The sequence below is a fragment of the Bacteroides sp. D20 genome (assembly GCF_003436255.1).
GTDB lineage: Bacteria > Bacteroidota > Bacteroidia > Bacteroidales > Bacteroidaceae > Bacteroides > Bacteroides uniformis.
Genome location: NZ_QSOO01000010.1, coordinates 84,339 through 101,371 on the forward strand (window position 1 = coordinate 84,339; position 17,033 = coordinate 101,371).

The window sequence follows — 17,033 nt, forward strand, 5'->3', positions numbered from 1 at the left end:
TTTGCTAACCGCAACTGTGAAATTCATGTAATTCGTGCCCGAAAGAAAGTGTCAAAGGCGTATTGCTGCACGTGACTATTATGGCCTTAGTCTATTATTTCAAATCCCGTATACGGAACCAATGCCTTTGGTATGCGGATTCCTTCTGGAGTCTGGTTGTTTTCCAGCAAGGCGGCAACAATGCGTGGCAGAGCGAGTGCGGAACCGTTCAGCGTATGGCAAAGCTCTGTTTTCTTTTCTGCCGTACGGTAGCGGCATTTCAGACGGTTGGCTTGATAAGTGTCAAAATTAGAGACGGAACTTACTTCCAGCCAGCGTTTCTGTGCTTCGGAATACACCTCAAAGTCAAAACAGAGGGCAGCCGTGAAGCTCATATCGCCACCGCAAAGGCGCAGGATGCGGTAGGGGAGTTCCAGCTTTTGAAGCAAACCTTCCACGTGGTCCAACATCTCCTGGTGGGATTGTTTGCTGTGTTCCGGTTTGTCGATGCGTACCAGTTCCACTTTGGAGAATTCGTGCAGGCGGTTCAAGCCACGTACGTCTTTCCCGTATGAACCGGCTTCACGGCGGAAACATTGTGTGTATGCACAGTTCTTGATGGGCAACTGCTTTTCGTCCAGAATCACATCACGGTAGATGTTGGTTACGGGGACTTCGGCGGTAGGAATCAAGTAGAGGTCGTCCACTTCGCAATGATACATTTGCCCTTCCTTGTCAGGCAGCTGTCCCGTGCCGTAGCCGGAAGCGGCGTTCACCACTGTGGGCGGCATTATTTCCGTATAGCCGGATTTGCGTGCTTCGTCCAGGAAGAAGTTGATGAGTGCGCGTTGCAGTTGTGCGCCTTTGCCTTTGTATACGGGGAAGCCGGCACCGGTAATCTTGACACCCAGGTCAAAGTCTATCAAGTCATATTTCTTGGCCAGTTCCCAGTGGGGCAGGGCGTCTTTGGGCAGCTCGGTTTCCATACCACCTATTTTCTCTACTACATTGTCGTCGGCACCTACGCCTTCAGGCACGCTGTCGTAGGGAACGTTGGGGATGGTATAAAGCAAAGTCTGCAAATCGTTGGCAGCCTGGTCCATATTGGCTTGCAAGTCCTTGTTGACTTCTTTCAGCTCGGCCACGCGGCTTTTGGCGGCTTCTGCTTCTTCTTTCTTGCCCTCCTTCATCAGTTGTCCGATGGATTTGGAGAGTGAGTTGGCTTCTGCCAGGTTTTTATCTAGGATGGTTTGATTGGCTTTTCTTTTGTCATTGAAGTCCAGCACTTGTGCAATGGTTTCTTTTGCATTCTTGAAGTGCTTCTTTTCCAGTCCGCGGAGAACCGCGTCGGTGTTTTCTGTAATTTGTTTGATGGTAAGCATATCTTATACTTGTTTTTATGTTATTCGGTTTTGTGAGTGCAAAGATATGGAAAAAACAAATAAAGTGTTGCTTTTGACATAAAAGAAAGGGATGCAACCTATTCGGATTGCATCCCTTTTCCTTATTTCTTGTTCGGAAACTTATGCTTCTGCATTTTCTGCAGGGATAACAGAAACTGAACGTCTGTCTTCCTTGCCCACTTTGAACTGTACAGTTCCGTCTACTAAAGCGAAAAGAGTGTGGTCTTTTCCCATACCGATGTTATTACCCGGGTGGAATTCAGTACCTCTTTGACGAACGATGATGTTACCTGCTTTGCAAGCTTCGCCACCAAATATCTTAACGCCTAATCTCTTGCTCTGTGATTCGCGGCCGTTCTTAGAACTACCGACACCTTTTTTATGTGCCATTTCTTCTTACTGTTTTAATTGATTAAGCTACTACTTCTGTAATTGTTAACTCTGTGAATTGTTGACGGTGACCGTTCAACTTACGATAACCTTTTCTTCTTTTCTTGTGGAAAACAAGAACTTTATCGCCTTTTACCATGTTTGATACGACCTGACAAACAACCTTTGCACCCTCTACTGTGGGAGCGCCTACAGTGATGTTGCCGTCTTTGTCTACCAAAAGAACCTTGTCAAACTCTACTGTTGCACCGTTTTCTGCATTCTGGATGTGGTGTACAAACAGCTTTTTGCCAGCTTCTGCTTTGAATTGCTGACCGTTGATTTCTACAATTGCGTACATTTCTTATATATAATGTATAAGTTAGCTCCGTCGGGTGGTCTCTAATCACTTAGAAAGCACTTGGTCGAACCCGGTGCGGAATAATCGGGCACAAAAGTACTCTTTTTATTCTAAATGGACAAATGTTCTTTTGCTTTTTTGTTCTTTTAATGCAGATTGTACTTTTAGCCTATTGGAGAAAAACTGTTTCATCAAAGAGAAACAGTCCGTGTAGGGATGGTTTCTGTTACAAAATGAATTTCAGAACATAGATACCGGCCAGCATCAGCGCCATTACAAGACACGCGAATATGACGAGTAGCACAAGACTGTAAGTCAGCATGAGGATAGTGCGCCAAAAGCTTCTCCACCAGGTGCAGCGGTACAATTGTTTGTAATTCCAACAGAATAGGACGAAAATAAGCCATAAAGGCAGCTCATACAAATCGTCTACCTTTGCGTACCCGTTGAAAGGCAGCACGATGATGCTCAGTAGGAGTATCTGGCAAGCTATGTAGGCTTGTATGAACACATGCTCCGTGGTATTGTAGTTTAACTTATATTTCCGGCGTCGGAAGGCAAGTTGGGTGGCAAGTGCAAACAAAGGCAGTGTGGCAATGATGCGGAATGCCTTGTTTCCGTGTCCCCAGCTCTTCATCAGATTCCATACTTTCATTAGGAAAGGAGAGTTCTGGAAGACTTTTTCCAGTCTGTCTCCCACTTCCGAGGTGTCGTTTACAAATTCATCGATGAGGTCGCCATCATCGCTGTTCTGTTCGGATACCTGTGTGGCAGAAGTGGAGTCGTTCTTCTTTTCCAGTTTGTTCAAGCTTTTCTCCAGGCTTTTTATAGTGATGGCGAGGGCTCGCTTTTCCTCTTTGCTATAGGTTTTCTCCATCTTTTTGGTAAGCTTCTCTTTAGCGGCAATGATTTCTTCTTTGTCTGTCTGCTCTGTCTTTTCCGTCTTTTCTTTTTTGCTCAGAGCTTCCGGGTCTACCAGTTGTACAGCCATGATATAAAGGGCTGCAAGAATGAAGAGTGTCTGGAACGGGCGAAAATACTCTACACGCTTACCGCCGATGAAGTCTCTAATCATGTATCCCGGACGGTAGAGGAGTTCCAGAAGGGTACGTCCAAAGCCATTATCTATATTGAAGAAGCCTCCGGCAATGTTTTTAAGCGCGTTGCTCAACCGATAGCGTGGAGTGTTACGGCTTTGTCCGCAACGGTTACAGTAGTTGCCGGTATAGGTGGTGCCACAATTCAGGCAGGTGCAGGTTTCGTTGCCAGCGGGAGGAGTTTTTCTCCCTTGTATCAGCTTGATGTGAAATGCGCGTAAGCGTACTGCGCAGGGGTGCCACCATGAGTCGATGAAAGTTCTTGCTTTGTTGGGTAGTATCCTTCTTTTTTGGAGGATACCCCACAATGTCAGTATGAAAACAACCGGGAAGAAGTTGCTGTCGTCGGTCATGTCCAGCTCTTCAATAGCCAGCCAGAAGAGTGTCACTAGAAGGAGGATTTGCCAGACGCTTATCCTTTTCTGTTTCCGGGGAGAAGTGGCATGCGCGTTTTCCGGCCGGATGGGATTTTCAATCTTGAATATGGAAGGATGCTCCTCCTGAACTGCCAGCAGTTCTTCCAAGGTGTTCATTATTTTCCGGTGTGGGTACTTCTCCAATTCTTTGGCAGTGGTTACTCCGTGGGTGACTCCAGCAAAGTCTACTCCGGCCGCTTGGGCTGTTTCCGCATCTACCGTGCTGTCGCCTATATAGAGGGTCTCGGCTTTGCTGACATGTAGCCGCTTAATGGCAAGGAGTAGCCCTTCGGGAGATGGCTTGGCGGCTTTCACGTCTTCACCACCCACGATGATGTCCATAAAATCTTCAGGAAAATGCTGGTCGAGGAGTTCCTTGATGCGGAATCGATATTTGGTCGAGATGATTCCGATGCGGGCGCCGGAGTCCTTCAGTGCAGTCAGTACGGACTTGGTTTCCAGGAAAAGCACCGTGTTGACAGTCATATGCGTATCGGCCTCTTTTCGGTATTCTGCCTTGAATCCTGCCAGTTGTCCGGCATCTGTCACGCCGGTGAGGATGGAAAAAGAGTCTTCCAGAGTCTTGCCGATAGTACGTTTGATGTCGTCATCCGTCACCTCTGTATATCCGTGACGGGTCAGTACGTTGCGGAAACAAGTGACGATTCCGCGGGAAGAATCAGCAAGCGTATAATCAAAGTCGAAAAGATAGGTCGTGTAATTCATTGTGACTTTTTGTGACAAAGATAGTGTAAAGTATATTTTTACAAAATAAAAAAGAGGATTAATCGGAATTTTGTATTACTTTTGTTTGCATGAATTCTGTAGAAAAGTGACAAGATGTGTAAGTGTTTTATCCGGTTAGGTTGTTATACTATACACGTTAACCCTATAATGTTATGAATTTGATAAAATCTTGTTGTTTGTTTGTGGTCTTTTCATCCTTTCTGGCATGCACCTCGCAGGTGTCGGATGTGAAGAGTGTGTCTTATACAGAGTTTGTGAATCCCTTTATCGGTACAGATTTTACTGGAAACACCTATCCGGGTGCCCAGGCGCCGTTTGGCATGGTGCAGCTCAGTCCTGACAACGGACTGCCGGGCTGGGACCGTATTTCCGGATATTTTTATCCGGACAGTACCATTGCAGGCTTCAGCCATACCCATCTCTCCGGAACCGGCGCTGGTGACTTGTATGACATCTCTTTTATGCCGGTGACATTGCCTTATAAGGAGGCGGAAGCTCCGCTCGGCATTCACTCTTTGTTCTCTCATTCGGAAGAGTCGGCAAGCGCTGGATATTATCAGGTGCGTCTGAAAGATTATAATATAAATGTAGAGTTGACGGCCACCGAGCGTTGTGGCATTCAGCGGTATACTTTCCCAAAAGCCGATGCTGCCGTTTTCCTGAATTTGCGGAAAGCCATGAATTGGGATTTTACCAATGATTCTCACATAGAAGCCGTCGATTCGGTAACGGTGCAAGGTTACCGTTACTCTGACGGTTGGGCACGCGACCAGCGCCTCTACTTCCGTACACGTTTCTCCAAACCGTTTGCTGCGATGCAGCTCGATACAGCTGCCATAGAGAAAGAAGGCAAGCGGATAGGGACATCTGTCATTGCACGATTCGACTTTCAGACTAAGGAAGGAGAACAGATTCTTGTCAGTACTGCCATCTCCGGTGTAAGTATGGAAGGGGCGGCACGTAATCTAGCAGCAGAAGTACCTGATGATGATTTCGACAAATACCTGGCTGCTGTGCAGGATGATTGGAACGAACAATTGTCCCGGATAGAAATAAAATGCGATGACCGCGATGAGAAAGTCAAGTTCTATACAGCTTTATATCATTCGATGATTGCTCCTACCATTTACAGTGATGTGGACGGCGCCTATTACGGTCCCGACAAGCAAGTGCACCGGGTAGAGAGCTGGACAAATTACAGTACTTTCTCCTTGTGGGACACTTACCGTGCGGCTCATCCTCTCTATACTTTTATTGAGCCGGAACGGGTGAATGATATGGTGAAGTCCTTCCTCGCCTTCTTCGAACAGAACGGCCGCCTTCCCGTATGGAATTTTCAGGGGGGCGAGACAGATATGATGATAGGTTACCACTCTGTGCCGGTTATTGTAGATGCCTATCTGAAAGGTATTGGGGACTTCGATGCGAAAAAGGCCTTGGAGGCTTGTGTAGCTACTGCCAATATCGATTCCTATCGTGGCATTGGGTTATATAAGAAATATGGCTATGTTCCTTATAATGTGACAGATCAGTATAATTCGGAAAACTGGTCACTTTCTAAAACACTGGAATATGCATATGATGACTATTGTATAGCCCGTATGGCAGAGAAGCTGGGCGATAAGGAGGTTGCGGACGAGTTTTATAAGCGTTCCCGTAATTACCGGAATGTCTACAATCCGGTAAGTTCTTTCATGCAGCCCCGTGATGACAAGGGAGAGTTTATCCGGAACTTCTCGCCGGACGACTATACTCCGCACATCTGCGAGAGCAACGGCTGGCAATACTTCTGGTCTGTGCAGCAGGATATTGACGGTTTGATAGTTTTGACCGGAGGTAAGGAACGGTTTGCCCAGAAGCTGGACAGTATGTTTACTTACAATCCTTCTGCAGATGATGAGTTGCCTATTTTCAGCACCGGGATGATTGGCCAGTATGCGCATGGAAATGAGCCTAGCCATCACGTCATCTATCTGTTCAATGCTGTGGATCAACCTTGGAAAACCCAGAAATATGCAGCCCGGGTGATGCGTGAACTCTACCTGAACACTCCTGCCGGTTTGTGCGGCAACGAGGATTGCGGACAGATGTCCGCCTGGTATGTGTTCAGTGCGATGGGCTTTTATCCGGTAGACCCGGTTGGTGGAAAATATGAAATCGGTACCCCCCTATATCCGGAAATGAAGATGCACCTGCCCGGTGGAAAGACCTTTACGGTACTGGCGCCGGCGGTGAGCAAGGAAAATTGCTACATTCAATCTGTCAAACTCAACGGTAAGAACTATGACAAAAGTTATATTACGCATGAACAGATAATGGATGGAAGTGTTTTCGAATTTGAAATGGGGGATAAGCCAGGTCAGGCATGGTACAGTCCCCGATAACCGGCTAACATATGAATGAACATTTCGACTTGACATATAAATCCCTTTTCCGCAGGTATTATACCAACCTGCTGTTCTATGCCACACGCATTGTGGGGGAAGAAGATGCGGAAGATGTGGTACAGGATGTTTTCGTGGAGCTGTGGAAGCGGAAAGATACCATGAAGGTGGGAGAGCAGATTCAGGCTTTTCTGTATAGGGCGGTGTATACCCGTGCCTTGAACGTTCTGAAGCATCGGGACATTGTGAGTGGCTATGAGGCTGTCATGCTCGAAATCCATAAAAAGAGGGTTGAGTTCTATCAACCTGACAGCAATGATGTGGTGAAACGGATAGAGGATGCCGAACTCAGGAGGAAGCTGTCCGATGCCATCAATGAATTGCCGGACAAGTGCCGGATGGTATTCAAACTCAGCTATCTGCATGATATGAAGAATAAGGAGATAGCTGATACAATGGGAGTGTCATTGCGTACGGTGGAGGCCCACATGTACAAAGCTTTGAAGTTGCTGCGTGATAAACTGGGGTATCTGAACCTGATGTTGGCTCTGTTTTTCATCGGGAAAGTAAGTGTTTTTGCGAGCAGCGTTGTTTTATTATCATAATGAAGGAAAGAATGAATAAGTTGAATGAGGAGATATTGGCCAAGTTCCTTATGGGTGAATGTACGGAAGATGAACTTCGTGAGGTGAACGCCTGGCTGGAAGAGTCGGGTGAGAATGCACGCGAATTGTTCAGGCTGGAGGAGATTTACCACTTGGGGAGACTGGGGGATACTTCGAATACACAAGACATAGAAAAGGCCGAAAAGCGATTGTTTAAAAGGCTGGAACAAGAGAAGACGAAACAATACAAGGTACGGAGGATGGTTGGGTGGATACGGTATGCGGCCGTATTTGTGGGCTTCTTCCTTTTGGGTACTTTCGGCTATCTTTTTTATCAGACTTATAGCCAGCCGGAAACATTACTGGCTGTCACCACTCATGATAAGATTAAGGAACTGAAACTGCCGGATGGAACCAAAGTCTGGCTGAATAAAAACACTACCCTGAAATATCCACATGAGTTTGCAGGGAAGGGAAGAAAGGTTTATCTGGAAGGAGAAGGATATTTTGAGGTGATGAGGAATCCGGAAAAACCGTTTGTCGTACAGAGTGAGGTCATGCAGGTCAGAGTATTGGGAACTGTTTTCAACCTCAAGTCTGACAAGGCTAAGATGTCTGCAGTAGCTACCCTTTTGAAAGGCGAAGTAGAGGTGAAAGGTAATCATGGCGAGGGTATGATTATCCTTGCCCCCGGACAGAAAGCCGAGCTGAACGGAATGACTAGGCGTCTGGTGGTGAAGCAGGTGGATACGGGAATCGAAAACTGGCACAATAATGAGTTTGTCTTTGAGAAGGCTGACCTATACACCATTGCGCGTACATTGGAGAATTCGTATGGGGTGAGGGTAATTCTGGCACCGAACATAGATGTAAGCAAGACCTACTCGGGTACACTGAAGAAAAAAGAGAGTGTGGGGGCTGTGCTGAATCTGATAAAGAATACCATTCCATTGGAGTATAAAATTGTGGGGAACAGTGTTTTCCTCTCCTCAATGAAGTAGGAAGGCCGCACAAATTCGAGATATGACGAGAAGAATTTATTTAATACTAACAACTTTCTAATATTATGCGAAAATTAATCCTATTGTTTCTTTTTGTGAGCACTTCCTTGTGGTTGCATGCCAAGGACTTTACCCGGTATGTCAGTCCTCTTGTCGGCACGCAGTCTACTTTCGAGCTTTCCACCGGTAATACCTATCCTGCGATCGCACGTCCCTGGGGTATGAACTTCTGGACTCCTCAGACAGGTAAGATGGGTGACGGCTGGCAATACGTCTATACCGCGAACAAGATCCGTGGTTTCAAGCAGACACACCAGCCCAGTCCTTGGATTAACGACTACGGGCAGTTCTCCATCATGCCGGTGGTTGGCACGCCCGAGTTTGATGAGGAGAAGCGTGCAAGCTGGTTCTCCCACAAGGGCGAAGTGGCACTTCCTCATTATTATAAGGTGTATCTTGCCGAACACGATGTGGTTACCGAGTTCACCCCTACCGACCGTGCCGTATTGTTTCGTTTCACTTTCCCTGAAAATGATCATTCATACATTGTTGTCGATGCCTTTGACAAGGGCTCTTATGTGAAGATACTTCCGGAACAGAATCGTATTATCGGTTATACTACCCGTAACAGCGGCGGTGTTCCCGAGAACTTCAAGAACTATTTCGTGATAGAGTTCGACAAGCCTTTTACTTATAAGGCTTCTGTAGCCGATGGCGTCTTGAGCGAGAATAAGGTTGAGCAGGAAGCCGGACATGCCGGTGCTGTTATCGGTTTCAAAACCCGCAAGGGTGAAGTGGTACATGCCCGTGTAGCCTCCTCTTTCATCGGTTTTGAGCAGGCTGACCGTAACTTGAAGGAGCTTGGCAATGACAATTTGGAAACATTGGTTCAGAAAGGCCAGGATGCCTGGAACAAGGTGCTGGGCCGTATTGATGTGGAAGGCGGAACCCTTGACCAGTACCGTACTTTCTACTCATGTTTGTATCGTTCCTTGTTGTTCCCGCGTGCATTCTATGAACTGGATGAGGCGGGAAATCCGATTCATTACAGTCCCTACAATGGGCAAGTGTTGCCCGGCTATATGTATACGGATACCGGTTTCTGGGACACTTTCCGCTGTCTTTTCCCATTCCTCAACCTGATGTATCCGTCGGTGAACAGGCAGATTCAGGAAGGTCTTGTCAACACCTATAAGGAAAGCGGTTTCTTCCCCGAATGGGCAAGTCCGGGTCACCGTGGCTGTATGATTGGCAACAACTCTGCTTCCGTACTGGCAGATGCCTATCTGAAAGGTGTGAAGGTGGAGGATGTGCAGACGTTGTACGAAGGTCTCATCAACGGTACAAAGAATGTCCATCCCGAGGTCTCTTCTACGGGTCGCCTCGGCTATGAGTATTACAACAAGCTTGGTTATGTTCCCTACGATGTGAAAATCAACGAGAACACTGCCCGTACTTTGGAGTATGCTTATAATGACTGGTGCATCTACCGCATGGCAAAAGAACTGAACCGTCCGAAGAAGGAGCAGAAACTCTTTGCGGAACGTGCCATGAACTATAGGAATGTATTTGATAAGGAAAGCAAGCTGATGCGTGGTCGTAATCAAGACGGCCAGTTCCAGTCTCCTTTCTCTCCTTTGAAGTGGGGTGACGCCTTTACTGAAGGTAACAGCTGGCACTATTCCTGGTCTGTATTCCACGACCCTCAAGGTCTGATAGACCTGATGGGTGGAAAAGAGTCTTTCGTAGAGATGCTTGACTCTGTATTTATTGTCCCGCCCTTGTTCGATGACAGCTACTACGGCCAGGTAATCCATGAAATCCGTGAGATGACAGTGATGAATATGGGTAACTATGCCCATGGCAACCAGCCCATCCAGCACATGATTTACCTTTATAACTACGCCGGGGAACCTTGGAAGGCCCAATATTGGCTTCGTCAGGTAATGAACCGCATGTATACTGCCGGTCCCGACGGTTATTGCGGTGACGAGGACAACGGTCAGACTTCCGCGTGGTATGTCTTCTCTGCACTTGGTTTCTATCCGGTTTGCCCTGGTACGGACGAGTATGTATTGGGCGCCCCTCTGTTCCGTAAGGCTACCCTCCATTTCGAGAACGGTAAGTCCCTGACAATTGACGCTCCGGATAACTCACCGGAGAACATGTATATCGAGTCTCTCAAGGTGAACGGCGTGGATTATTCCAGGAATTATCTGACGCATGGCGATTTGCTGAATGGCGGTACCTTGAGGTTTGATATGGGCAGCCAGCCTAATATGAAGAGAGGTACGCAGCCGGAAGATTATCCTTATTCTTTCTCGAATGAACTGAAGAAGTAAAGAATAGTAATAATATAGTAAGAAAAGGGTTGCCTCGAAAATAAGTTGATATATCATTTTGTTATTTACTATCTGTATTATAGGTGTTTTTCTTGAATCAGGTGGAAATAATTATTTGCTTCGTTAGTAATATTGAGCAAAATGATATATCAACTTGTTTTCGGGGTAACTCTTTTTTTTAGGATTAATGATAAAAAAGATACTTTTTCAGTAAGTGTATTTTCATTGTCTGTTGTTTTATATAGGAATGCGAGAGAATGAATCTCTCGAAGTAATTTATTGTATAACCTATAAATTGTGTTTATGAAAGACAATTATGCTTTTCGGAGTTCGACGTTCATGCGGGCTTTATTAGTTTTGTTGTTCATGGCAGTTTCTATCCAGTGGGGCTTTGCCCAGTTAAACCTGAATGTGTCTCGCGGCACATTGGGGACAGTCATTGAACAAATCAAGTCTCAATCCAAGTATCAATTTTTTTATGACGACAAACTGGCTGCGTTGCCGGTAGAAAACGTCAAAGTGAACAATGCGTCTATAGAAGATGCTTTGAATGTTATTCTCAAAGGGAAAGACATTTCCTATAAAGTGGAGGATAACATCGTTTATCTTTCTGAAAAGTCTGCTGCTCCTCAAGAGGGCAACCAACAAGGGAAAGAACGGACGATTACCGGAGTCGTGTCAGATGACATGGGACCTCTGATTGGTGTGAATGTATTGATAAAAGGTACCAGCAACGGGTGTATTACCGACCTCGACGGTAACTTTACGCTGACCACTACGGAGGCGAATCCGGTGATTGTATTCTCTTATATCGGTTATACTACGCAGGAAATCCCCGTGAAAGGTAATGCGCCGATTAATGTAATGATGGCCGGAGATACCCAACAGCTTGAAGAAGTTGTGGTTACTGCACTCGGTATCAAGCGTTCGGAAAAGGCATTGTCCTACAATGTACAGCAGGTGAATACAGATGCCATTACTTCCAATAAAGATGCCAACTTTGTGAACTCATTGAGTGGTAAGGTAGCGGGTGTGAACATCAATGCTTCTTCATCCGGTGTAGGTGGTGTATCAAAGGTAGTGATGCGTGGTACGAAATCTATCATGCAGTCTTCCAATGCACTTTATGTAATTGACGGTGTGCCTATTTTCTCTGGCCGTGGTACTGCCGGAGGTAAGGAGTTCGACTCCCAGGGATCTTCAGAACCGATTGCCGATATCAACCCGGAAGACATCGAGTCAATGTCAGTCCTGACTGGTGCCGCCGCTGCTGCCTTGTATGGTTCGGAAGCTGCCAACGGTGCCATTGTCATTACTACAAAGAAAGGTAAAGAAGGTAAGGTGAGCCTTACTGTCAGCAGTAATACTGAATTCACCAATCCGTTTGTGATGCCGAGCTTCCAAAACCGTTACGGTACGGGAACCGGTGGTGTGATGAGCACTTCAGGAGCCATGAGCTGGGGAGCGCCTTTGTCTGCAGCCAATAACTACAATTACAGCCCGAGAGATGATTATTTCCAGACGGGTATTGTAGGAACAGAGAGCATTTCTTTGTCAACCGGTACAGAGAAAAACCAGACGTATGCATCGGCTGCTGCTGTAAACTCCAAGGGTATTGTTCCCAACAACAAATACAACCGTTACAACTTTACGGTACGTAACACCACTACTTTCCTGGACGACAAGATGACTCTGGATTTCGGTGCAAGCTATATTCTGCAGAATGACCAGAACATGACGAACCAGGGTACTTACAACAACCCGTTGGTGGGTGCTTATTTGTTCCCGCGCAGCAACGACTGGTCTGATATCAGCATGTATGAGCGCTATGACGCTGCCCGTAAAATTTATACGCAATACTGGCCGGTAGGTGACGAAGGTATGGTAATGCAGAATCCTTATTGGATTAACTACCGCAATCTGCGCCAGAACAAGAAGGACCGCTATATGCTGAATGCCGGTTTGAGCTATAAGATTCTGGACTGGCTGACTGTTTCAGGACGTGTACGTTTGGATAACTCCAACAATGATTATACAGAAAAGTTCTATGCTTCTACCAATACACAGCTCACCGAGAGCTCTTCACGAGGTCTTTATGGTATTACCAAGACGCAGGACAAACAGTTGTATGCAGACTTCCTGGTGAGTATCAACAAATATTTCGGTGAAGATTGGTCACTCCAGGCCAACGTCGGTGGTTCATTCTCCGATATACGTTCGGATGCAATGAAAACACGTGGTCCGATTGCTGATGGTGGCGATGCCTTCAGCGGCGAACCGGTAGGTTTGACCAACTACTTTGCCATCCAGAACCTGAGTGCCAGCAAGACACAGCGTTTGCAGGAAGGATGGCGTGAACAGACCCAGTCTCTCTTCGCTTCGGCTGAGCTTGGTTACAAGAACACTTACTTCTTGACGCTGACCGGACGTAACGACTGGCCTTCACAGCTGGCAGGTCCCAACTCCAACAGCAAATCATTCTTCTATCCTTCAGTCGGTGGTTCTGTTGTACTGTCTGAGCTAATGCCTAACTTGAACAAAGATTATCTTTCTTTTATAAAGGTTCGTGGTTCATGGGCATCTGTTGGTAGTGCTTTCTCCAGATATTTGGCTAATCCCCACTATGAATGGAATTCAAGTTCCGGCCAGTGGAGTATCACGACCCAATATCCGTTGTACAATTTGAAACCTGAACGTACCAATTCTTGGGAAATCGGTTTGAACATGCGTTTCCTCAAGAACTTTGAATTGGACGTGACATATTACAATGCCAAGACTATGAACCAGACATTCAACCCGCAGTTGCCTGTCAGCGGTTGGTCGGCTATGTATATCCAGACTGGTGCCGTACGTAACTCCGGTATTGAGTTGTCGCTGAATTACAAGAATACCTGGAAAGATTTTACATGGGATACCGGTATAACCTTCTCCAGTAACAAGAATAAAATCCTGACTTTGGCAGACAATGCCATCAATCCCGTTACCGGTGAGCTGTTCTCTTTGAGCACGTTGAATATGGGTGGCTTAGGTGATGCCCGCTTCTTGCTGAAAGAAGGTGGGAGCATGGGTGACCTTTACTCACTGCGAGATATGAAACGTGATGCCAATGGACAGATTTTTGTGGACCAAAATGGAACGGTTGCTACGGAAGCCATAACGGCCCCGGATAAATACATCAAGTTGGGAAGCGTACTTCCTAAAGGTAATTTGGCTTGGCGTAATAACTTCATTTGGAAGAATTTCACAGCAGGTTTCTTGATTTCAGCCCGTTTGGGTGGTGTGGTTTACTCACGTACACAAGCTATGTTGGACTATTACGGTGTGTCCGAGGCTTCTGCCGATGCACGTGATTTAGGTTACGTGTTGGTGAATGGTAGAGATAAGGTAAACCCCGAAACATGGTACGGTGTAGTAGGTAGCGGCACGTCTGTTCCCCAATACTACACTTATTCTGCTACCAATGTTCGTCTGCAGGAAGTATCTTTGGGTTACACCATCCCCAGAAAGTTGTTGAATGATGTGTGCGATATCAAGGTTTCGTTGGTAGGCCGCAACTTGTGGATGATTTACAGCAAGGCTCCTTTCGATCCCGAAAGTGTAGCTTCTACCGATAACTTTTATCAGGGAATAGACTATTTCATGATGCCGGCTTTGCGTAACATCGGCTTTAGCTTGAGCTTTAAATTTTAATACCAAACGATATGAAAAAGAAAAATATTATAAATAAATTGATTGTTGCTCCGTTGGTTATGGGCTTTATGTCCTGTACCGGCAATTATATGGATATCAACTCCAATCCTTATCAACCGGGTGATTTGACTCCGGATGATTATGCACTGGGTTCTGCCATGAGTAACTTGGCAAGTACGGTTATCTCATCAGATGTCAATACGGCACAGTTTACTGATTGTTTGTTGGGTGGACCGTTGGGAGGTTATTTTGCCGATTCAAATGCCGGCTGGTCCAATACAATATCCAATTTTAATGCTACAAATGACTGGACGCGTGTGTTCTTGATAAGTGACCGTATCATTTCAACACTTTACGGTAACTTGAGCACAGTGAAACAAGTATCGGAGAATACCAATAATCCGGTTCCTTATGCCATTGCTCAAATCATAAAGGTTGCTGCCATGAGTCGCGTGACTGATGCGTATGGTCCTATTCCTTATTCTAAAATCGGTCAGGATGGCAAGATTACCATTCCTTATGATACGCAGGAAGAAGTATATAACGCATTCTTCAAGGAACTGGACGAATCCATCGAGGTGCTGACTGAAAACAGAAATGCGGCGTTGGTTGCTTCTGCAGATTTCGTGTACAGTGGTAATGTACAGAAGTGGGTGAAGTTTGCCAATTCATTGAAACTGCGTTTGGCTATCCGTATTGCCAATGTAAGCCCTGCTAAGGCTAAAGAAATGGCTGAAAGTGCAGTGAATCACGAGTTGGGTCTGATTGAAACAAATGCAGACAATGCTACATGGAAGTATTTCGGTACAATTAGCAATCCGTTGTTTGTGGCAGTACGTTACAATGAAGAAGCTTCAGGTGGTGATACCCATCCTGCTGCCGACATCATCTGCTACATGAACGGTTACAACGACAATCGTCGTGCCAGCTATTTTGAGGAATCAAAATGGCCTGGAGAGACTTATGTAGGATTACGTCGCGGTATCAACCTCAGTAAGATGAAGGAGTATTTCATCAATTATTCACGTGTGAAGATTTCCTCTTCTGATCCCGTGCTTTGGATGAATGCGGCAGAAGTTGCTTTTTTGCGTGCTGAAGCCACTGCAATCTATGGTTTCAACATGAAAGGAACCGCTGCTGATTTTTATGAACAAGGTGTCCGTCTCTCTTTCGAACAGTGGGGAGCTACCGGTGTAGACAGCTATCTGGCTGATGAAAGCAGTGTACCTGCTCTTTACAAAGATCCCGCCGGTCTTAATACTTATGAAAAGAACCTTTCAGCCATTACTGTCAAGTGGAATGAAGGGGCATCCAAGGAAGAAAAACAGGAACGTATCATTACCCAGAAGTGGATTGCGAATTGGCCGTTAGGTAACGAAGCTTGGGCTGACTATCGCCGTACAGGCTATCCCAAACTGTTGCCTGCAACCAGTGAAGGTAACTTGAGTGGTGGAATTGTTGATAGCGAGAAAGGTGCACGCCGTATGCCTTATCCTTCTGAAGAATATACAAGTAATACTGAAAACGTGCAAGAGGCAGTAAACAGCTATCTGGGTGGACCGGACAACATGGCTACTGACGTATGGTGGGCACGCAAATAATAACAATAAATGCTGAATAATTATGAAATTATATAAGAAATCATTCAAAGGAATCGCGCTGGCAGCTTTTTCCGTATTGGCATTGTCTGCCTGCTCCGACTGGACGGATTCAGAGAGTATTAAACTGAAAGAACCCGGAATCGACGAACAGTCTCCCGAACTGTATGCCAAGTATCTGAAGAACTTGCAGGAATACAAGAATTCTGACCATAAGATTGTATACGGCTGGTTTGATAATAGTGAGAAAGTTCCTTTCAGCCGCGGGCAGCACATGTCGGATGTTCCCGACAGCCTGGACGTAATTATCGCAACTACTCCCGATTTGGCGGAATTCGAATTGGAAGATATTGCAAATGTACATGAGAAGGGAACGAAAGTATTCTATTCCATCAGCTATGACAATATCTTGAAGGAACATACCGACAAGGTGAAAGAAGGAACAGAAACATCTGCATTCTCGGCTTATCTGTCGGCTGAGCTGAACAGACTGATAGCTCTTGAAGCACCTTTCGACGGTATTGTAGCCGAGTATCGTGGTAGCAATCCTATCTACATGTCCGAAGCCGACAAGGCTGAAGCAAAGGCAAATCAGGATACTTTCTTCGGTGTGATATCCAACTGGAAGAGTGCCAATTCAGGTAAGCAACTGGTGTTCCAGGGGTATCCTGCCAACCTGATAGGCCAGTCTGTGCTCTCTTCTTGTGACCATATCATCTTGATTACAAATGATGTCACGGATGTTGCCCAACTGGGGATAGAAGCGCTTCAGGCCTTGATGGCAGACGGTGTTCCGGCTGACCGCTTCATTGTATCGGCATCTACCGTCTCTCTGGATACAACAGATAAGACTACCGGATATTACAATGCTTTGAGAGCTCTGTCGGAAGCTGCTTATTGGGTGACAGAACCGTCTGCAGAGTTTACAAAAGCTGGTCTGGCTATTGAGAACATGCAGAATGATTATTACAATGCTACCAATACCTATCAATACGTGAGAGAAGCTATCAATATTATGAATCCTGCTCCTAAAAAATAAAA

The 17,033-nt window shown here is 45.9% G+C and carries 11 protein-coding genes; 7 read left to right on the top strand and 4 right to left on the bottom strand.

All coding sequences use genetic code 11. The features are described from left to right. Nucleotides 1-86 precede the first annotated feature (86 nt). The 4 genes from serS to DXD78_RS11965 form a co-directional block, all read right to left on the bottom strand. The gene (serS, locus tag DXD78_RS11945) at nucleotides 87-1,361 is read right to left on the bottom strand and encodes a serine--tRNA ligase (RefSeq protein ID WP_005828896.1); all 1,275 of its coding nucleotides are present in this window, start codon (nucleotides 1,359-1,361) and stop codon (nucleotides 87-89) included. Between the two features lie 141 nt (nucleotides 1,362-1,502). Continuing rightward, nucleotides 1,503-1,772, bottom strand: a complete 270-nt coding sequence (gene rpmA / locus DXD78_RS11950) for a 50S ribosomal protein L27 (RefSeq protein ID WP_005828893.1) — start codon at nucleotides 1,770-1,772, stop codon at nucleotides 1,503-1,505. 22 nt (nucleotides 1,773-1,794) lie between these two features. Then, the gene (gene rplU, locus DXD78_RS11955) at nucleotides 1,795-2,112 is read right to left on the bottom strand and encodes a 50S ribosomal protein L21 (protein ID WP_005828892.1); all 318 of its coding nucleotides are present in this window, start codon (nucleotides 2,110-2,112) and stop codon (nucleotides 1,795-1,797) included. 226 nt (nucleotides 2,113-2,338) lie between these two features. After that, complete coding sequence (locus DXD78_RS11965; protein ID WP_009037053.1) at nucleotides 2,339-4,351, bottom strand: HAD-IA family hydrolase; 2,013 nt, start codon at nucleotides 4,349-4,351, stop codon at nucleotides 2,339-2,341. Nucleotides 4,352-4,524: 173 nt separating this feature from the next. Here DXD78_RS11965 and DXD78_RS11970 point away from each other — a divergent pair, with 173 nt between their 5' ends. The 7 genes from DXD78_RS11970 (at nucleotide 4,525) to DXD78_RS12000 (ending at nucleotide 17,031) form a co-directional block, all read left to right on the top strand. Beyond that, on the top strand, nucleotides 4,525-6,756 hold the full coding sequence (locus DXD78_RS11970) for a GH92 family glycosyl hydrolase (protein WP_034528791.1): 2,232 nt from the start codon (nucleotides 4,525-4,527) through the stop codon (nucleotides 6,754-6,756). A gap of 11 nt (nucleotides 6,757-6,767) precedes the next feature. Continuing rightward, nucleotides 6,768-7,361 (top strand): RNA polymerase sigma-70 factor, encoded by a 594-nt coding sequence (locus DXD78_RS11975; RefSeq protein ID WP_005828885.1) that lies wholly within the window; start codon nucleotides 6,768-6,770, stop codon nucleotides 7,359-7,361. Between the two features lie 11 nt (nucleotides 7,362-7,372). Further along, complete coding sequence (locus DXD78_RS11980) at nucleotides 7,373-8,362, top strand: FecR family protein (RefSeq protein ID WP_034528992.1); 990 nt, start codon at nucleotides 7,373-7,375, stop codon at nucleotides 8,360-8,362. Nucleotides 8,363-8,427: 65 nt separating this feature from the next. Beyond that, nucleotides 8,428-10,704 (top strand): GH92 family glycosyl hydrolase, encoded by a 2,277-nt coding sequence (locus tag DXD78_RS11985; RefSeq protein ID WP_009037050.1) that lies wholly within the window; start codon nucleotides 8,428-8,430, stop codon nucleotides 10,702-10,704. Between the two features lie 303 nt (nucleotides 10,705-11,007). Further along, on the top strand, nucleotides 11,008-14,394 hold the full coding sequence (locus DXD78_RS11990) for a TonB-dependent receptor (protein WP_009037049.1): 3,387 nt from the start codon (nucleotides 11,008-11,010) through the stop codon (nucleotides 14,392-14,394). An 11-nt stretch (nucleotides 14,395-14,405) separates the two neighbouring features. Further along, a complete protein-coding gene (locus DXD78_RS11995; protein WP_005828876.1) occupies nucleotides 14,406-15,995 on the top strand; it encodes a RagB/SusD family nutrient uptake outer membrane protein in 1,590 nt (529 codons plus the stop codon). 22 nt (nucleotides 15,996-16,017) lie between these two features. Continuing rightward, entirely contained in the window at nucleotides 16,018-17,031 is a 1,014-nt protein-coding gene (locus DXD78_RS12000; RefSeq protein WP_005835485.1) for a glycoside hydrolase family 18, read from the top strand. Nucleotides 17,032-17,033: the final 2 nt, after the last annotated feature.

What these genes read in the sequence shown, in the direction of transcription:
- serS (WP_005828896.1), bottom strand. Translation starts at nt 1,361, where the DNA reads ATGCTTACCATCAAACAAATTACAGAAAACACCGACGCGGTTCTCCGC.
- rpmA (WP_005828893.1), bottom strand. Translation starts at nt 1,772, where the DNA reads ATGGCACATAAAAAAGGTGTCGGTAGTTCTAAGAACGGCCGCGAATCA.
- rplU (WP_005828892.1), bottom strand. Translation starts at nt 2,112, where the DNA reads ATGTACGCAATTGTAGAAATCAACGGTCAGCAATTCAAAGCAGAAGCT.
- DXD78_RS11965 (WP_009037053.1), bottom strand. Translation starts at nt 4,351, where the DNA reads ATGAATTACACGACCTATCTTTTCGACTTTGATTATACGCTTGCTGAT.
- DXD78_RS11970 (WP_034528791.1), top strand. Translation starts at nt 4,525, where the DNA reads ATGAATTTGATAAAATCTTGTTGTTTGTTTGTGGTCTTTTCATCCTTT.
- DXD78_RS11975 (WP_005828885.1), top strand. Translation starts at nt 6,768, where the DNA reads ATGAATGAACATTTCGACTTGACATATAAATCCCTTTTCCGCAGGTAT.
- DXD78_RS11980 (WP_034528992.1), top strand. Translation starts at nt 7,373, where the DNA reads ATGAATAAGTTGAATGAGGAGATATTGGCCAAGTTCCTTATGGGTGAA.
- DXD78_RS11985 (WP_009037050.1), top strand. Translation starts at nt 8,428, where the DNA reads ATGCGAAAATTAATCCTATTGTTTCTTTTTGTGAGCACTTCCTTGTGG.
- DXD78_RS11990 (WP_009037049.1), top strand. Translation starts at nt 11,008, where the DNA reads ATGAAAGACAATTATGCTTTTCGGAGTTCGACGTTCATGCGGGCTTTA.
- DXD78_RS11995 (WP_005828876.1), top strand. Translation starts at nt 14,406, where the DNA reads ATGAAAAAGAAAAATATTATAAATAAATTGATTGTTGCTCCGTTGGTT.
- DXD78_RS12000 (WP_005835485.1), top strand. Translation starts at nt 16,018, where the DNA reads ATGAAATTATATAAGAAATCATTCAAAGGAATCGCGCTGGCAGCTTTT.